We start from the raw sequence: 15,739 nt of genomic DNA on the forward strand, positions 1-15,739 counted from the left end.
GCACTGCACAAATCCTGTTCACCACCGAGCAGCGCCAACGATATGGGCACGACACAAAAGTGCCTATACAAATTTTCATATTCCAGTATATTTCATTCCGAAAAATGATAATTTGTACTTCGGGTGGAGACTGGCGAAATGCAGCAGCCGAGTACCGACGGGCCATTGGACCGCGCCTTCGCGATCATTGGCTATGTCGCCAGCCAGACCAGAGCAGCCTCGGTCGCGGACATCGCCGCTGCGCTGTCCCTGCCGCTGCCGACTGCGCATCGGCTCATCGGAAATCTGGAGCAGCGCGGGCTGCTTCAGAAAGCCGTGGGAACGAAGCGGTACGTGGTCGGCAATCAAATGGTCACGCTGTCGGCCCGCGTCATCGGCGCAGCTTTCCGTACCGCCCGCCGGCACGCGGTGCTCCGCGCCGTCGCCGCCGAAATCGGCGAGCAATGCGAGATCGGCGTCGTGCGGGACAACGTCGTTGCTTACGTCGACAGCGTCCGCGTATCGCAACCTCAAGGCCTGCAATTCAATCCCGGCGAAGCGGCCCCGCTCCACTGCACGTCGACCGGCAAGATCTACATGAGCCGGCTGCCGGAACGCGCGCGCGAGAAGCTGTGCCACGCGCTCACGCTGACGCGATACACCGAAACCACGATCGTGGACGTCGAGCACCTGATGAAGGTGCTCGATGAGACCCGCAAGCGCGGCTGGGCCAAGACCAATGAAGAATATGTGCGAGGCGTGGTCGGCTGTGCCGTTCCCATCCTCTCACCGGATCGCGAGCTGATCGCGTGCCTGGGTGTGTCTGTTCCCGTGGCACGGGTGAGCTTCACCGAGCTGGATCGGTTCATAGCTCCCCTGCAGAAGGCCGCTGCGCTGCTATCGGAGACGATCCTCGCGGACAATGAGGACGGCGTAAGCGAAGCCGTGTCGGCAAGCTGATGCTGCTCGAACGTCGTCCACAATCACCGAGATTGTCCTCGCCCTGCAAGCCGGATCAGGCCTTGGTCAATATCTCGGGCGGTGCGACTTCGCCCACTCGCGGGCATGTGCGATGGGCTCTTGCGGCGGCAGGATGGCGCGCAGCTTCTGTATCGCCGGCTGGCTCTCCATGGGTCCCGCCATCGACAGAAGGCCGGAAATTTCGGACCCTGCCGGCGCTGTTCCTGCAGGAGCGTCGTCAAAATTCAGGCTCTCGGCCATGGCGTTTCCTCCCATCAGCACAGCCAGCATAGGCGGCCAGGACGAGACCGGCCCGTGCCGACGCCCGCGACGCAAAGGCCAAAGCGGCGCGCATCGTCGGCTGCCCCAACACGTCAGACATTCAATCATTGAAACGCCTCACGGTGCATTTTCTGTGCCTTGGATCAGCTCTTGGTGCTGGCGGTCTTGTCGATCGCCGCGCGCAAGCCTTCAGCAAGCTTGATCGCGTCGTCATTGGCCCAGAAGTGCATGAAGAAGAGTCGCGGCTGTTCGTTCAGCATATGGCTGTGCAGCGCCGTCACCTCGATGCCATGCGTCCGCAGCGCCGCGATGACTGGATTCACCTCGTCGCTGGTCAGCACGAAATCGCCGGTGATGGCGGCCTTGCCGCCGCCGGTCGGCTGGAAATTGATGGCGGTCGCGACGCCCATTGGACCGACGGGGGTTAGCAGCATGCCGTTCTCCGTGATCGGGTCGCGCCGTTTCACATTGAACTGGTAGACGCCGCCATTGCCCTGCCCCTTGACGCCGATGATCTGATCGAGCTTTGCGGTGTCGAGATCGATAGAGGGCGGATTCCCGGCTGCGGCGACCGTCAGGGGCGTCTTGCTTTCGGCGAGCGCATCACGGATTGCCGACGCCAGCTTGATAGGGTCGCCGTGTCCGGCGACGTGCATGTAGAATGTCGCCGGGCTTGCGCGCAGCAGATGGTTGTGCACGGCGGTAATCTCGAGACCGCTCGCCATCATCTTAGCCATCACTGGATTGATCTCGGTCTCAAGCAGCACGAGGTCACCCATGACCATGGTTCCGCCATGCGCAGGCTTGAACGCCAGCCAGCCGCCAAGCGCCAGCGCCGGCTTGATCGTGACGCCATCCAACGTCACGGTGAGATCGGTGCGCGGGAAGCCGTAGCGATGGACATCGTCCGCAACGGTTGGCTTGCGGCCCAGTGCCTCATCGACCTTTTGCCAGTCGATGCCCTGCGCGTGAGCGTTCGTGATGAAGCAGGCAGCGACGCCGATCAGTGCCGAAACCGTCTTATGCATGGATCAGCTCCCTTGAGCTCTGGGTGTGTCCCTGCCCCAATCGGATAAGTGAGGCCGCTCCGGCCGTTCCGCCACACACAGCGGACTCGCCGCGGAGGCGCATGCCATGGCGGTTCGGATGCCGGCAAGCCGAGAGGGTCGTGGAATGGAGTTGCGGTGTGTGAACATGCTGCGCCCTTGGTGATCAGGACGCGATGCTTGGGCATGTCGCCTCGCGGGGAGATCGCACATCCCCGTCGCGCTGACTAAAAACCCGCAGGGCAGAACTGTCAACCGGCGCACGGCCGCGTCACGTCACGAAGAGTTCACCCTTTGAAGGAACCCGCCAGCCGCCATCTTGAAACGACGAGGCGGTTTCACATACATTGTCGGCGTGGGGACGATGCAGACTCCCCGTGAGACCCAGGTCCAAGCTCTGCGCAGCACGCAAATCCGTGGAGCTTGCGCATGGACACCGAACGTCACCCCTCTCCCCGCCAGACTATAGCCATCCTCTCGCGCGGCGACGCGGCCGCGCGGCGCGAGGCGACGGCGCAGAACAGCCGCTTCGTCCGCGTCTTCGAAGCGCTCGCCGCCGCTGGCATCGACGCCTTCCCAGTGATCTATGACGAGAGCTTTGCGGGCGCGGTCCGCGACCAATTGCTTGCAGCCGACGGCGTGCTGGTCTGGGTCGATCCGATCCACCAGGGCAAGACCCGCGCCGAGCTCGACGCCCTGCTGCGCGACGTCGCGGCGCAAGGGCCATGGGTGAGCGCGCATCCGGACATCATTCTGAAGATGGGCGTCAAGGAGGTGCTCTACCGGACACGGCATCTGGGCTGGGGCGCCGACACGCACCGCTATGACACCGCCATAAGCTTCCGCAGCCAGTTTCCGGCGCGCCTTCGTGCCAGCGGCCCGCGCGTGCTGAAGCAGAACCGCGGCAATGGCGGCCAGGGGGTCTGGAAGGTTGAGGCCCTGCCCGATACCGAAGGCATGGTTCGCGTGCTGCATGCGCAGCGCGGCAGCACGCCGGAGGACATGCCGATCGATGCGCTGCTCGCACGGTGCGAGCCCTATTTCGGTTGGGGCGGCTGCATCATCGACCAGGCGTTTCATCCGCGCCTGCCCGACGGCATGATCCGCTGCTACATGAGCGGCGCCAAAGTCGCAGGCTTCGGACACCAGAAGATCAAGGCGCTGATCCCGCCGCCGCCGGAGGGACCGGAGGCGCCTGAGGCGCAGCCCGGGCCGCGTATCATGCACGGGCCTGATGCTCCGCCATTCCAGGCGCTGCGCGGAGCGATGGAGGACGAATGGACGCCGCAGATGATGGCAACGCTCGGCATCGATGAGTCGTCATTGCCGGTGATCTGGGATGCGGACTTCCTGTACGGGCCGAAAGATGCGGCCGGCGCAGACACCTACGTGCTCTGCGAGATCAACGCGAGCTCGTGCTTTGCGATCCCCGAGGAGGCGCCGGCTGCGATCGCGCGGACGGTGAAGCAACGGCTGATGCGGACTGAACGCACAGAGGCCCGAACATAGCCTCGCCGGGCGTTTGGACAGCAGCCCTCGTTCTCCGCAGCAATGCTGCGAAGCATGTCGGTCGCTTCGATTGTAAAGAGGTGGCTGCTAGCGCAGCCAGGCCTTGATCTGTCGCTTCACTTCCGCGGTCGAGATGCCGTAGCGGTCGTGCAGCGTCGGCAGCGCGCCGGCGGCGAGAAACTCGTCCGGCAGCCCGATCTGCCGGAATGGGGGATGGACGCCGGAGCGCATCAACAGCGTCGCCACCGCTTCGCCGAGGCCGCCGATCACGGTGTGGTTCTCGGCGACGACGACGAGGCGGCCGGGCTTGCCCGCTTCGTGCAGGATCGCCGCGGTATCGAGCGGCTTGATCGTGGGCACGTGCAGGACGGCAGCGCTGACGCGGTCGTCAGACAAGGCCTGGGCCGCCTCCAGCGCGCGCATGGTCATGATGCCCGAGGAAATGATCAGGACATCGGTGCCGTCGCGCAGCAGCGCAGCCTTGCCGAGCTCGAAGCGGTAATTGTACTCGTCGAGCACCAGCGGCACTTGTCCGCGCAGCACCCGCATATAGACCGGTCCGCGATGCGCGGCGATGACCGGCACGATCTGCTCGATCTCATGCGCGTCGCAGGGATCGATCACCGTCATGTTGGGCATCGCGCGGAACAGCGCGAGGTCCTCGACCGCCTGATGGCTCGGGCCGTAGCCGGAGGTCAGGCCGGGCAACGCACAGGCGATCTTCACGTTGCGGTCTTCCTCGGCGATGGTCTGATGGATGAAGTCGTAGGCCCGGCGCGAGGCGAACACCGCGTAGGTCGTTGCGAAGGGCATAAAGCCTTCGGCCGCGAGCCCCGAGGCTGCGGCGAACAGCAGCTGCTCGGCCATGCCCATCTGGTAATAACGATCGGGGAAGGCCTGCGCGAAGATGTGCAGGTCGGTGTATTTGCCGAGATCGGCGGTCATGCCGACGACGTCCTCGCGTCCGCGGGCGAGCTCGACGAGCGCGTGCCCGAACGGAGCCGGCCGGGTGCGCTGGCCTTCCGCCGCGATCGAGGCGATCATGGCCGAGGTCGTCAGGCGCGGCTTGGCCCATGGGGTCGATCCGGCGGACTTCATGGCTGCTCTCCCGCGTTCAGGGCCGAGAGCGCGAGCTGCCATTCATGCGGCTCGACGCGGATGAAATGGTTCTTCTCGCGCTGCTCCAGAAAGGGAACGCCCTTGCCCATCAGGGTGTCGGCGACGATCATGCGCGGCTTCGGCTCGCCATGTGTCATCGCGGCATCGAAGGCGGCGACGACCGCGTCGAGATCGTTGCCGTCGACGCGCTGCACGAACCAGCCGAACGCCTCGAGCTTGTCCACCAGCGGCTCGAAGCCGAGCATCTGCTTGGAGGGACCGTCCGCCTGCTGATTGTTGACGTCGACGATCGCGATGAGGTTGTCGAGCTTGTGATGGGATGCCGACATGATGGCTTCCCATTTGGAGCCTTCGTCGAGCTCGCCGTCGGAGAACAGCGTGAAGATGCGCGCGGCCGATTTTTTCCGCTTCAGCCCGAGCGCCATGCCGACGGCGATGCCGAGGCCAAGACCGAGCGAGCCGCCGGACATCTCCATGCCCGGGGTATAGGAGGCCATGCCCGACATCGGCAGGCGGCTCTCATCGAAGCCGTAGGTTTCGAGCTCCGCCTCGGGAATGATCCCGGCCTCGATCAGCGCCGCATAGAGCGCGATCGCATAATGTCCGTTCGACAGCAGGAAGCGGTCGCGGCCTTCCCAGGCGGGATCTTCGGCGCGAAAACGCATCGCGTGGAAATAGGCCACCGCCAGCACGTCGGCGATGTCGAGCGCCTGGGCGATATAGCCCTGGCCCTGGACCTCGCCCATCAACAGGGCGTTGCGGCGGATGTAGCGGGCGCGCTGCGCCAGCGTCGGCGCGTTTTCGAGTGTCGGTGTCGCCATGTGTCTCCCCTTCCCGCTCAGTGGATCAGCATGCCGCCGTTGACGTCGATGACGGCGCCGGTGACGTAGGCCGACAGGTCCGAGGCGAGGAAGGTGTAGATGCCGGCGACATCGGCGGCTTCGCCGAGCCGGCCGAGCGGGATGCCCTCGAGGATCTTCGCCCGCATCTCGTCGGTGAACTTGCCCGCCGTGATGTCGGTGCCGATCAGGCCCGGCGTCACACAATTGACGCGGATGCCGTCGGGTCCGAATTCGCGGGCCATCGCCTTGGCCAGCCCGAGTACGCCGGCCTTGGCCGCCGAATAATGCGGGCCACCGACGATGCCGCCGCCGCGCTGGGCGGAGACCGACGACATGCAGGCGATCGATCCGCTCTTGCGCTTTCGCATGTAGGGGATCACGGCCTGCGACAGGAACAGGATGCCCTTAAGGTTGACGTCCTGGATGCGGCCCCAATCTTCCGGCGTGATGTCGAGAAGCTTCACGGGCTGGGTCACGCCGGCATTGTTGATGAGGATGTCGATCTGGCCGAATGCCGCGGCGACCGCTTCGGCGGCCTTGATGCAGGCCTGCTTGTCGGTGACGTCCAGGGCCAGCCCGAGATGCGGCTCGCCGGTGACCGGCTCGAGGCCGCGGGCGGCAGCTTCCGCCGCCGGGCCGTCGATATCGAGAATGGCGACCCGGGCGCCTTCGGCTGCAAAGCGGCGCGCGGTCGCAAGGCCGATCCCCCGCGGCGAGGCCGCGCCGGTGATGATGGCAGTCTTGCCGCGTAGCAGCATTGGCTCCTCCCTGGCTCGCTCTTGCCGGGCGCCGCAGGGCCCGGTCTTGATCCCGTTGATTAAGCCGCTGCTGCTTCCCTCGCAAACGCGCTGTTGTCTTGCATAGGTGAATTTGGTTCACTCATCGGATGCTGCTGTCGAGTATCCCGATATCCTCCATCCGCGCCTTCGAGGCGGCCGCGCGCACCGGCTCGTTCCGGGATGCCGCGAACGAGCTTCACCTCACCCCGAGCGCGGTCAGCCACGCCATTCGCAAGCTCGAAAGCGCGATGGGCACGATCCTGTTCGAACGCAGCGCCCGGGCGATCCGCCTGACGCCGGCGGGCGCCAACCTGATGCGTCATGCTGGCGCCGCCTTCGACAATCTGCGCCGCGGCATCGAGGAGGTCGCAGGCCGCGGCCCGCAATTGCTACGGGTGCATTGCGCACCGAGCTTTGCCGCGCAGTGGCTCGCCCCGCGCCTTGCCCGCTTCATGGCCGCCGAACCCAAACTCGAGGTCCGCCTGGCGGCCAATACCGAATATGCAAGGTTCAGCAACGACGATTTCGACATCGACATCGTCTATGGCAAGCCGAGGGCCGAAGGGGTCGAGATCATTCCGCTGGGCGAGGAGACGGTGACGCCGCTCTGCACGCCCGAGCTCGCGAAGAAGATCCGCAAGCCGAAGGACCTATTCGATCAGGTGCTGATCCGCTCTGAAGTCAAGCAGGTGCAGTGGCATCAATGGTTCAGCGCAAACGGCCTCGAAGCGCCGGCCATTCACGGCATGCGCTTCGATCGCAGCTTCCTGGCGATCGCGATGGCCTCGAGCGGCCTCGGCGTGACGCTGGAATCAACCCTGCTGGCCGAACGCGAGATCGCGACCAGGCGGCTGGTCGCGCCGCTCGCCCGACGTTCGGTCGATATCCGCTATGTCGGCCACCATCTCGTGTTTCCGCGCGCAGGCCAGCAGCGCCGTCCCATCCGCGTGTTCGCCGAGTGGATCACGCGCGAGCTTGCGGCCGGCCGCTCGGCTTGAATCACCGCGGTTTCCGGGAACGGCAGCCGACGAACTGCGCAATGGCAGCAGCTGTCAGGCGACAGTAGGACGCAATCTCGAATTGGTTGCGTTGTTGAAGCCAAAAGGCTCGAGAGCTATCGATCTGAAGTCATCTTCGATCGGAGGAACGCATGAGCACAATCACGGGCGGCTGTCACTGCGGTGCAATCCGTTACGAGGTCGAAGGCGAGGCGATCGTGCACGCGCTTTGCCACTGCCGCGATTGCCGGCTACACGCCGGGGCTCCGGTCGTCGGCTGGACGATGTACCCGGACGGCGCGGTCAAGGTGACCAAGGGCGAATCGAAGGTTTACCGCTCCTCGGAACACGGGCGGCGGCACTTTTGCAGCGCGTGCGGAACCGGACTGTTCTACGTCAATGCCAGCATGCTGCCGGGGGTCATCGACATCCAGAGCGCGACCTACGACGATCCCGAGGCCGTGCCTGCCACGATGCAGATCCAGGTCGCCGAGCGCCTGCGCTGGATGGAGCATGCGCATGAATTGCCGACCTTCGAGCGCTATCCGCCGCAGCCGTAGTGGTGGCTAGGCAGAATGACCTTAGGTTGAATCGATTGCCACGGGCTCGGTGCAACCTCTCCCGCTTGCGGGAGAGGTCGGCGCGAAGCGCCGGGTGAGGGCTTTCTCCTCTTGGGGATTGTCCCATTGCGGAAGCACCCTCTCCCCAACCCTCTCCCGCGAGCGGGAGAGGGAGCGCACCTCCGTCATTGCGCGATCAGGGCTCATGTCATCGCACTCTAGCCTCGCGCAGCACTCTCAATCAATTTCCTGCGCGCCGATGAAGCGCATGAACGGCTTCTGACCGTCGGCACCGAACAGCACGACCTCGTAACGCTGCGGCTTGCCGCCTTCCATGCCCGGCGATCCGACCGGCATGCCCGGCACGGCTATTCCCTTCGCGTTTGGACGCTCCGCGAGGAGGCGTCGCACGGCCGCGGCCGGCACGTGCCCCTCGACGACATAACCGGCGACCTCTGCCGTGTGACACGCGACCAGGTTCGAGGGGACGCCGAGACGCGCCCGGATCGGCTCGAGGTCGGGAGTCTCCTCCACCTGGGCGGTAAATCCTGCGTCCCGCAGATGCTGCACCCAGCCGGCGCAGCAGCCGCAGCTCGGATCCCGGTGCACCGTGAGCGCGGCTGCGTCGGATGCTGCCGCGGCGGGCCTTGCAAAAGCTGCCGCGGCCATCAGCCCGACAAGGGACCGGCGGGTCATCAGATATGCGCGTTGCTTCATCTTCGGCTTCCTCTTCTGTCACTCCGTCGCCCTGACATATGATCGTGCGTCACGGCTCGCCTCATCCGGCCGGCTCCACGACGCGCAATCTGGCGCCGATCGGCTTGGGCATCTCAGCCGGTTGTCCTCTGTCCTCGCGCTTGGGCGGCAGGCGGAAGCCCTTCACCAATCCAAAGATCGCCGGGATCACGATCAGCGTCAGCAGCGTCGACGATATCATGCCGCCAATCATCGGCACCGCGATTCGTTGCATGATCTCCGACCCGGTTCCGGTGCTCCACATGATCGGGAGCAGGCCCGCCATGATGGCGACAACCGTCATCATCTTGGGACGGACGCGCTCGACCGCGCCCACCATGATCGCCTCGTGGAGATCCTGCCGGGTGAGGCCCCTGCCCTCGGCGCTGCACGCCGCCTTGATCTCGGCCAGGGCATGCTCGAGGTAGATCAGCATCACGACGCCGGTCTCGGCGGCGACGCCGGCGAGCGCGATGAAACCGACGGCGACGGCGACCGACATGTTGAAGCCGAGCCACCACATCATCCAGATGCCGCCGACCAGCGCGAAGGGCAGCGACAGCATCACGATCAAGGTTTCGGTCATGGCCCTGAAATTCAGGTACAGCAGCAGGAAAATGATCGTCAGCGTCACCGGCACCACGATCTTCAGGCGCGCCGCGGCGCGCTGGAGATATTCGTACTGACCGCTCCAGACCACGTAATATCCTGATGGGAATTGGATGCTGTCAGTCACGGCGCGTTGCGCATCGGCGACGTAGCTGCCGATGTCGCGATCGCGGATGTCGACGTAGACGTAGGTCGCGAGCTGGCCGTTCTCGGTCCGGATCGAGGTCGGCCCCCGCGCCGGCTCGACCTTCGCGACCTCGCCGAGCGGCACCGCGCCGCCCGCCGGCATCGGCACCAGGATATCACTGGCGATCGCTTTGGGATTGTCGCGCAGGTCGCGCGGATAGCGCATGTTCACCGTGAACCGCTGCCGCCCCTCCACCGTCGTCGTGACGGTCTGGCCGCCGAGCGCCGCCGCGATGGTGTCCTGAACATCCTGGATCAGGATGCCATAGCGGGCGAGCGCCTCGCGATCCGGGACGATCTCGAGATAGTAGCCGCCGATGCCGCGCTCGGCATAGGCCGATGAGGTGCCCGGCACCGTCTTGATCACCCGTTCGACCTGCTTCGCCAGCCGGTCGATCTCGACGAGGTCGGTGCCCATCACCTTGACGCCGACGGGGGTGCGGATGCCGGTGGACAGCATGTCGATGCGCGCCTTGATCGGCATGGTCCAGGCGTTGGAGACGCCCGGAAATTGCAGCGCCTTGTCCATTTCCGCGATCAGGCTGTCGATGGTGACGCCTTCCCGCCAAAGCTCCTTCGGCTTCAGACTGACCACCGTCTCGAACATCTCGGTCGGCGCCGGATCGGTCGCGGTCGCCGCCCGCCCCGCCTTGCCGTAGACCGATTCGACCTCCGGGAACGACTTGATGATGCGGTCCTGCGTCTGCATCAGCTCGGCCGCCTTGGTCACGGAGATGCCGGGCAGCGTCGTCGGCATGTAGAGCAGCGTGCCCTCGTTCAGCGTCGGCATGAACTCGGTGCCGAGCTGCCGCGCCGGCCAGATCGTAACGGCGACCACGACCAGCGAAGCCAGGATCACCGGCGTCTTGGCGCGCAGCACGCCCTTGATGACCGGGCGGTAGATAAAGATCAGGAAGCGGTTGATGACGTTTTTCCTCTCCGGCACGATCCTGCCGCGGACGAAGATCACCATCAGCGCCGGCACCAGCGTGACGGACAACAGGGCCGCGGCCGCCATCGCGAAGGTCTTCGTGAACGCCAGCGGGCTAAACAGCCGCCCCTCCTGCGATTCCAGCGTGAAGATCGGCATGAACGACACGGTGATGATGAGGAGGCTGAAGAACAGCGCCGGGCCGACTTCGGATGCCGCGTCGATCAGGATCTGGACACGCGACTGACCGGGCTCGGCGCGCTCAAGGTGCTTGTGCGCGTTCTCGATCATGACGATCGCGGCATCCACCATGGCGCCGATCGCGATCGCGATGCCGCCGAGGCTCATGATGTTGGATCCCAGGCCCAGCAGCTTCATGGCGCCGAACGCCATCAGTACGCCGACCGGCAGCATCAAGATCGCGACCAGCGCGCTGCGGACATGGAGCAGGAACACGATGCAGACGAGCGCGACGACGATACTCTCCTCGAACAGCGTGTGCTTGAGCGTGTCGATCGCCGAATAGATCAGGCCCGAGCGGTCGTAGACCGGGACGATCTCGACCGATTTCGGCAGGCTGCTCGCAATCTCCTTGAAACGCTTCCTGACGTTTTCGATGACGTCGAGCGCGTTGACGCCGAAGCGCTGCAGCACGATGCCGCTTGCGACCTCGCCCTCGCCGTTCAGCTCCGCAATGCCGCGCCGCTCGTCGGGTCCGAGCTCGACATTGGCGACGTCCCGCAGCAGCACCGGCGTGCCGTTGCTGGTCTTCAGGACGATGTTGCCGAGATCGTTGATGCTCTTGATGTAGCCCTTACCGCGAATGACGTATTCGAACTCCGACAGCTCGACCGTGCGGCCGCCGACGTCGGCATTGCTGGCACGGATCGCCTCCCGGATCTTCTGCATGCTGATGCCGCGGTCGCGCATGCGCTGCGGGTCGAGCACCACGTTGTACTGCTTGACGAAGCCGCCGATGCTGGCGACCTCGGCCACGCCTTCGGCCTTGGCGAGCGCGAATTTCAGATTCCAGTCCTGGATCGTGCGCGTGTCGGCGAGGTTCAATTCTTTCGACATCACGGCGTATTGATAGACCCAGCCGACGCCGGTCGCATCGGGCCCGATGGTCGGGGTGACGCCGACGGGAAGCCGAGACGTGGCGCCGTTCAGGAACTCCATCACGCGCGAGCGCGCCCAATAGATGTCGGTGCCGTCCTCGAAGATCACGTAGACGAACGAAACGCCGAAGAAGGAGAAGCCGCGCACCACCTTCGATTTCGGCACGGTCAGCATCGCCGTCGTCAAGGGATAGGTGACCTGGTCCTCGATCACCTGCGGCGCCTGGCCGGGATATTCGGTGTAGACGATGACCTGGGTGTCCGAGAGGTCGGGGATCGCATCCAGCGGCAGATGAAGCAGCGCGTAGAAGCCGGCGGCCGCCGCAAAGCCGGTGCCGAACAGCACCAGCAGCAGGTTGCGCGCCGACCAGGCGATGATGCGGGCGATCATTTGTGCTCTCCCGTCGCATGGCCGGCGTCGGAGGCTTGAGGCGCAGCCTCGGCAAAGCCTTTGAGCGCGGCCTTCAAATTGCTTTCCGCATCGATCAGGAAGTTGGCGGATGTGACCACCGCTTCGCCTTCGGCAAGGCCGTCGCGCACCTCGATAAAGCCGCCGCCGCGCCGGCCGAGCTTCACCTCCCGCGGCTCGAAGCGCCCGTCCCCCTTGTCGACGAGGACGGCCTGCCGCGTGCCGGTGTCGAGCACCGCGCTGTCCTGGATCGCCAGGACAAGCGCGCTATCGGCCGTGTCGACGTCGGCATCGACATACATGTCCGGCAGCAGCATCGCATCTAGATTGGCGAGCTCGATGCGGACGCGAACCGTCCGGGTTTCGCGGTTCACCTGCGGATAGATCACCGCGATCTTGCCGGTGAAGCTTCGGCCGGGGAAGCTGCGCGCGCGCACCGCGACAGACTGCCCGACCGCGATGTTGCCGAGATCGCGCTCGGCGACGTCGACCAGCGCCCAGACCAGCGAGGTGTCGGCGATGCGGAACAGCACGTCGCCGGGATTGGCGCGCATGCCTTCGATCGCGTTGCGCTCGAGCACGATCCCGTCGCGCGGCGCCGACCAATGGATGGTGACGGGCGCGACACGCGTTCTCTCCATCTCGGCGATCACCCGCTCGGGGACGTCGAGATTGATCAGCCGTTGCCGCGAGCCGCGGCCGTAGATCTCGACCCCGCCGACGGTCTTGGAGGTGATGGTCGCAAGATAGTCGGCCGCCGCGGAGGCGACCGCCGAGCTGTAGATCTCCATCAGCGGCTGGCCCGCCTTGACGCGGGAGCCGGTGGTGACGTCCGCGATCTTCTGCACGAAGCTCTCGGCCCGCATCGCGATCACCGAGACGCGGCGCTCGTCTAGTTGGATCGTACCGGGCGCCTTGACCAGGACCTGGACCGATCGCCGCGCCACCGGCTCGGACTTCACGCCGCTGCGCTGGATCTTGCCGGGCGACAGTTTCACCGTGCCGTCATCGGCGTCGTCGCCTTCGTAGACGGGGATATAGTTCATCCCCATCGGGTCCTTCTTCGGCACCGGCGAGGTGTCGGGCAACCCCATCGGATTGCGGTAGTAGAGGATTTTTCGCGATGAAGCCGCCTGCGGTGGCTTCGGCTCTGCCTGGGCGGCCTTGTCGTCATCGTAGACCGGCAGATAGTCCCGCCCGCGGTCGTCCTTCTTTGGCTCGGCGGACCAAAGCGGCGCGCCGGTCGGATCGCGATAGTAGAGCGGAGTCCGGTCCGCTGGCGCCGCAGCCGGGGTCACCTCGGCATGGACCGACCAGCGCCCCTCGTTCGAGAACCAGTACGCGCCAAGGGCGAGACCACTGCCGAGCGCGAGAGTCGTCAAGAGACGCAACGTCTTCATGGTTGTTTCGCGCGCTCGGAGCGCGCGTCCATGTGAATGGGAAAGAGAAGTTCGGGCGCCGTCCGACGGCGCCAGAAAGCTCACTTGGTCGCCTTGACGATGACCTTGCCGGTGACCGTCTCAGGCTCGCCCTGCACCTTCGCCGAGAGCGTGACCTGATAGCGGCCGGCCATCGGCAGGTCCGTCCTGAAGGCGTAGACGCCCGGCTCCTTGGAGGGCAGTGGCGCGACCGCCGATTCCATCTCGGCCATGCCGTCCGGAGCCATGTCGACGCGCGTCTTGAAGATGACGGCGTCGGGCACCGGCTTGCCGGTCTGCTTGTTGGTCAGGCGAACGGCGAGCGTGACGTCGTCGCCCTTCTTCATCTCGGGATTGACCGGCTCGAAAGCGTAATCGCCGGCACCCGCCAAGGCGACTGAAGCGGCGAGCGAAAGGGTGGCGGCAACAGCCGCGGTGCTGAACTTGGAAAGCATTGTCCTGTCCTCATGAATTGATCTCGACCGCGACGCATGAATGCGCACATCAGTCATCGCCGCGCGGGGCGTGCCCGCGCGCGTCTTGAGAGATCAGATTCGAGGAGGCCGGAAGGGAGGACTGCCGCCGCGCGAGTCGACGACCTGATCGGCAGGAATAGCGGTTTCCGCTGCCGCGACGGCAAGGAATTCGAACGCCAGGGGACGAATGTCTGCCAGTGCGACGGTGCCGCCGACACAGCAGAAGCCCATCCCGCATTGGTAGCCGGTGTCGGAGCCCGTTCCCTTCATGTCGGGACAACAATCGTGCACCGACATATCGTCGTCGCCGCCGACCTGCATGGCCGCCTTCATGTCACCCGACGACATCGCGACGCCGGAAGCGGACGCGCCAGCCGGCAGCATCGCCAGGGAGATGGCGATGGCGAATGCCAGGATGGTCCGAACGATCCGCATGAAACGTGCTTTTAACCTTTTGGAACCGCAACGCAGCCTCAGTAGCATAGTCTGCGGCCGAAAGCATTCTTTGATCAAAGTCAAGCATTCGTGACCAAGGCTCCGACGCCTGTTAGGCCGATCGCCCGCATCCTGCCTCGCCTATTGCGACTTCGATACCAGCTCGTCGGACCGAGCCGTCCGCGACCATAGCAAGGCGAGCGGGCCGAGCGCGATCCCGGCCGCGAGCACGATGAAGGCCAGCAACCAGCCCTCTGCACTCTGGGGGCCGCCAGCGGCATCGAGGGCAACCCCGGTTCCCCAGGCTCCGATCGCCGATAGGCCGAACCCGACGGTCGAATGCAGGGCGAGAGTCGCCCCGCGATGCTCCGAGACAGCCGCGGCCGACATCCCGGCTGTCAATGCACCGGAATCCGCTGGCACTGTCAGGCCATAGATCATCAGCAGCAGCGCCAGCACCCATGCTGGAGCCGTCGCATTCAGGCCGATGACGAGGGCAACGCAAGCCGAGGCGATCATCACCACCGTGATCGCCCGATGTCGCCCGAATTTCAGTGCGGCCTCGTTGCCGAGGATGCTGGCCGGCATGGAGATCACTGCAAAGCAGAAGCTCATCAGGACCGGGCTCAGCCATGAGGGCGCACCCTGATGCGCGACGACGTAGGTCCAGAACCCGACCAGCCAGGTGCGAATGCCGTAGAGCTCGAAGCAGTGCGCGCCGTAGCCGAAGATGTAACCGAGCGCCTTGCGGTTGGCCAAGACGGGCGCAAAGTTCAAAAGGCGTCCTGATCTTGGAGCGGGACTGCGGCTCTCGATCAAGAGACACGCGACCACCATCGCGATGGGACCGATGCCGGTCACGTAGAACGCGGTCCGCCATCCCCAGCCGTCGGCGAGGACTTGGGCGATCAGGAACGACAGGCCGACGCCCACCGAGAAGCTCGACGTGTAGAGCGTGACCGCCCGCGAGGTGTCGCCGGCGGGCAGCCGGTCCGTCAGTGCCTTGAGCCCCGGCATGTAGGCACCGGCAAAACCAAGGCCGGCGAGCGACCAGATGATGGTCCCCGACCAGAAGCCTTGCGCGAAGATGCCAAACGCGACGGTCGCAAGTCCGCTGACGACAGAGCCGCCGAGGAGCACGAGCCGTGCGTCGATGCGATCGGTCAGTGTCGTCAGCACGGGCACCGCCAGCATGTAGCCAAACGCGTAGCCGCTCGCCATCATCCCGCCTTCGGCGGCGGACAATCCCCACACCGGCATCAGATGCTGGGCCAAATTCGCGGACAACGTCACGTGCGGCAGCAGATTGCCGAGCTGGCCGATACACATCACCGCAATCAGCGGCCAG

The 15,739-nt window shown here is 65.2% G+C and carries 15 protein-coding genes; 4 read left to right on the forward strand and 11 right to left on the reverse strand.

The features are described 5' to 3' along the window. Positions 1-138 precede the first annotated feature (138 nt). Complete coding sequence (locus GA0061099_RS00590; protein ID WP_036005860.1) at positions 139-939, forward strand: IclR family transcriptional regulator; 801 nt, start codon at positions 139-141, stop codon at positions 937-939. A 66-nt stretch (positions 940-1,005) separates the two neighbouring features. Here GA0061099_RS00590 and GA0061099_RS00595 read toward each other — a convergent pair whose 3' ends face one another. Both GA0061099_RS00595 and GA0061099_RS00600 read right to left on the reverse strand, forming a co-directional pair. Further along, positions 1,006-1,200 carry a hypothetical protein gene (locus GA0061099_RS00595; RefSeq protein ID WP_225111727.1) on the reverse strand — a complete coding sequence of 65 codons (195 nt, stop codon included), beginning with the start codon at positions 1,198-1,200 and terminating at the stop codon, positions 1,006-1,008. A gap of 164 nt (positions 1,201-1,364) precedes the next feature. Further along, positions 1,365-2,249 carry a DUF1259 domain-containing protein gene (locus tag GA0061099_RS00600; RefSeq protein WP_036023215.1) on the reverse strand — a complete coding sequence of 295 codons (885 nt, stop codon included), beginning with the start codon at positions 2,247-2,249 and terminating at the stop codon, positions 1,365-1,367. A gap of 447 nt (positions 2,250-2,696) precedes the next feature. Here GA0061099_RS00600 and GA0061099_RS00605 point away from each other — a divergent pair, with 447 nt between their 5' ends. Beyond that, positions 2,697-3,776, forward strand: coding sequence for a Cj0069 family protein (locus GA0061099_RS00605; RefSeq protein WP_036023213.1), 1,080 nt, complete (start codon positions 2,697-2,699; stop codon positions 3,774-3,776). 87 nt (positions 3,777-3,863) lie between these two features. Here GA0061099_RS00605 and GA0061099_RS00610 read toward each other — a convergent pair whose 3' ends face one another. Genes GA0061099_RS00610 through GA0061099_RS00620 form a run of 3 tightly spaced genes read right to left on the reverse strand, consistent with a single transcriptional unit; the run spans position 3,864 to position 6,495 of the window. Further along, positions 3,864-4,874 carry a transketolase family protein gene (locus tag GA0061099_RS00610; protein ID WP_036023211.1) on the reverse strand — a complete coding sequence of 337 codons (1,011 nt, stop codon included), beginning with the start codon at positions 4,872-4,874 and terminating at the stop codon, positions 3,864-3,866. Then, positions 4,871-5,716, reverse strand: coding sequence for a transketolase (locus GA0061099_RS00615; protein WP_036023210.1), 846 nt, complete (start codon positions 5,714-5,716; stop codon positions 4,871-4,873). Before GA0061099_RS00615 ends, GA0061099_RS00610 begins: the two co-directional genes overlap by 4 nt. 17 nt (positions 5,717-5,733) lie before the next feature. Next, positions 5,734-6,495, reverse strand: a complete 762-nt coding sequence (locus GA0061099_RS00620; RefSeq protein ID WP_036023208.1) for an SDR family NAD(P)-dependent oxidoreductase — start codon at positions 6,493-6,495, stop codon at positions 5,734-5,736. Positions 6,496-6,626: 131 nt separating this feature from the next. Here GA0061099_RS00620 and GA0061099_RS00625 point away from each other — a divergent pair, with 131 nt between their 5' ends. Together GA0061099_RS00625 and GA0061099_RS00630 are read left to right on the forward strand one after the other, a co-directional pair. Further along, entirely contained in the window at positions 6,627-7,514 is an 888-nt protein-coding gene (locus GA0061099_RS00625) for a LysR substrate-binding domain-containing protein (protein WP_036023232.1), read from the forward strand. 152 nt (positions 7,515-7,666) lie between these two features. Further along, on the forward strand, positions 7,667-8,074 hold the full coding sequence (locus GA0061099_RS00630) for a GFA family protein (protein WP_036023206.1): 408 nt from the start codon (positions 7,667-7,669) through the stop codon (positions 8,072-8,074). A 237-nt stretch (positions 8,075-8,311) separates the two neighbouring features. On the opposite strand, the gene GA0061099_RS00635 is transcribed toward GA0061099_RS00630, so the two are convergent. The 6 genes from GA0061099_RS00635 to GA0061099_RS00660 form a co-directional block, all read right to left on the reverse strand. Next, positions 8,312-8,791 carry a DUF411 domain-containing protein gene (locus GA0061099_RS00635; protein WP_036005872.1) on the reverse strand — a complete coding sequence of 160 codons (480 nt, stop codon included), beginning with the start codon at positions 8,789-8,791 and terminating at the stop codon, positions 8,312-8,314. Positions 8,792-8,852: 61 nt separating this feature from the next. Then, positions 8,853-12,044, reverse strand: a complete 3,192-nt coding sequence (locus GA0061099_RS00640; protein WP_036023204.1) for an efflux RND transporter permease subunit — start codon at positions 12,042-12,044, stop codon at positions 8,853-8,855. Next, positions 12,041-13,462, reverse strand: coding sequence for an efflux RND transporter periplasmic adaptor subunit (locus GA0061099_RS00645; RefSeq protein WP_036023202.1), 1,422 nt, complete (start codon positions 13,460-13,462; stop codon positions 12,041-12,043). Before GA0061099_RS00645 ends, GA0061099_RS00640 begins: the two co-directional genes overlap by 4 nt. An 80-nt stretch (positions 13,463-13,542) precedes the next feature. Next, on the reverse strand, positions 13,543-13,935 hold the full coding sequence (locus tag GA0061099_RS00650) for a FixH family protein (RefSeq protein WP_036023200.1): 393 nt from the start codon (positions 13,933-13,935) through the stop codon (positions 13,543-13,545). A gap of 93 nt (positions 13,936-14,028) precedes the next feature. Continuing rightward, positions 14,029-14,391, reverse strand: a complete 363-nt coding sequence (locus GA0061099_RS00655; protein ID WP_036005883.1) for a hypothetical protein — start codon at positions 14,389-14,391, stop codon at positions 14,029-14,031. A gap of 141 nt (positions 14,392-14,532) precedes the next feature. Next, positions 14,533-15,720: an MFS transporter gene (locus GA0061099_RS00660; RefSeq protein WP_036023230.1), complete on the reverse strand. Its 1,188-nt coding sequence runs from the start codon at positions 15,718-15,720 to the stop codon at positions 14,533-14,535. Between the last annotated feature and the right edge of the window lie 19 nt (positions 15,721-15,739).

It is taken from the genome of Bradyrhizobium yuanmingense, from assembly GCF_900094575.1.
Classification (GTDB): Bacteria; Pseudomonadota; Alphaproteobacteria; order Rhizobiales; family Xanthobacteraceae; genus Bradyrhizobium; species Bradyrhizobium yuanmingense.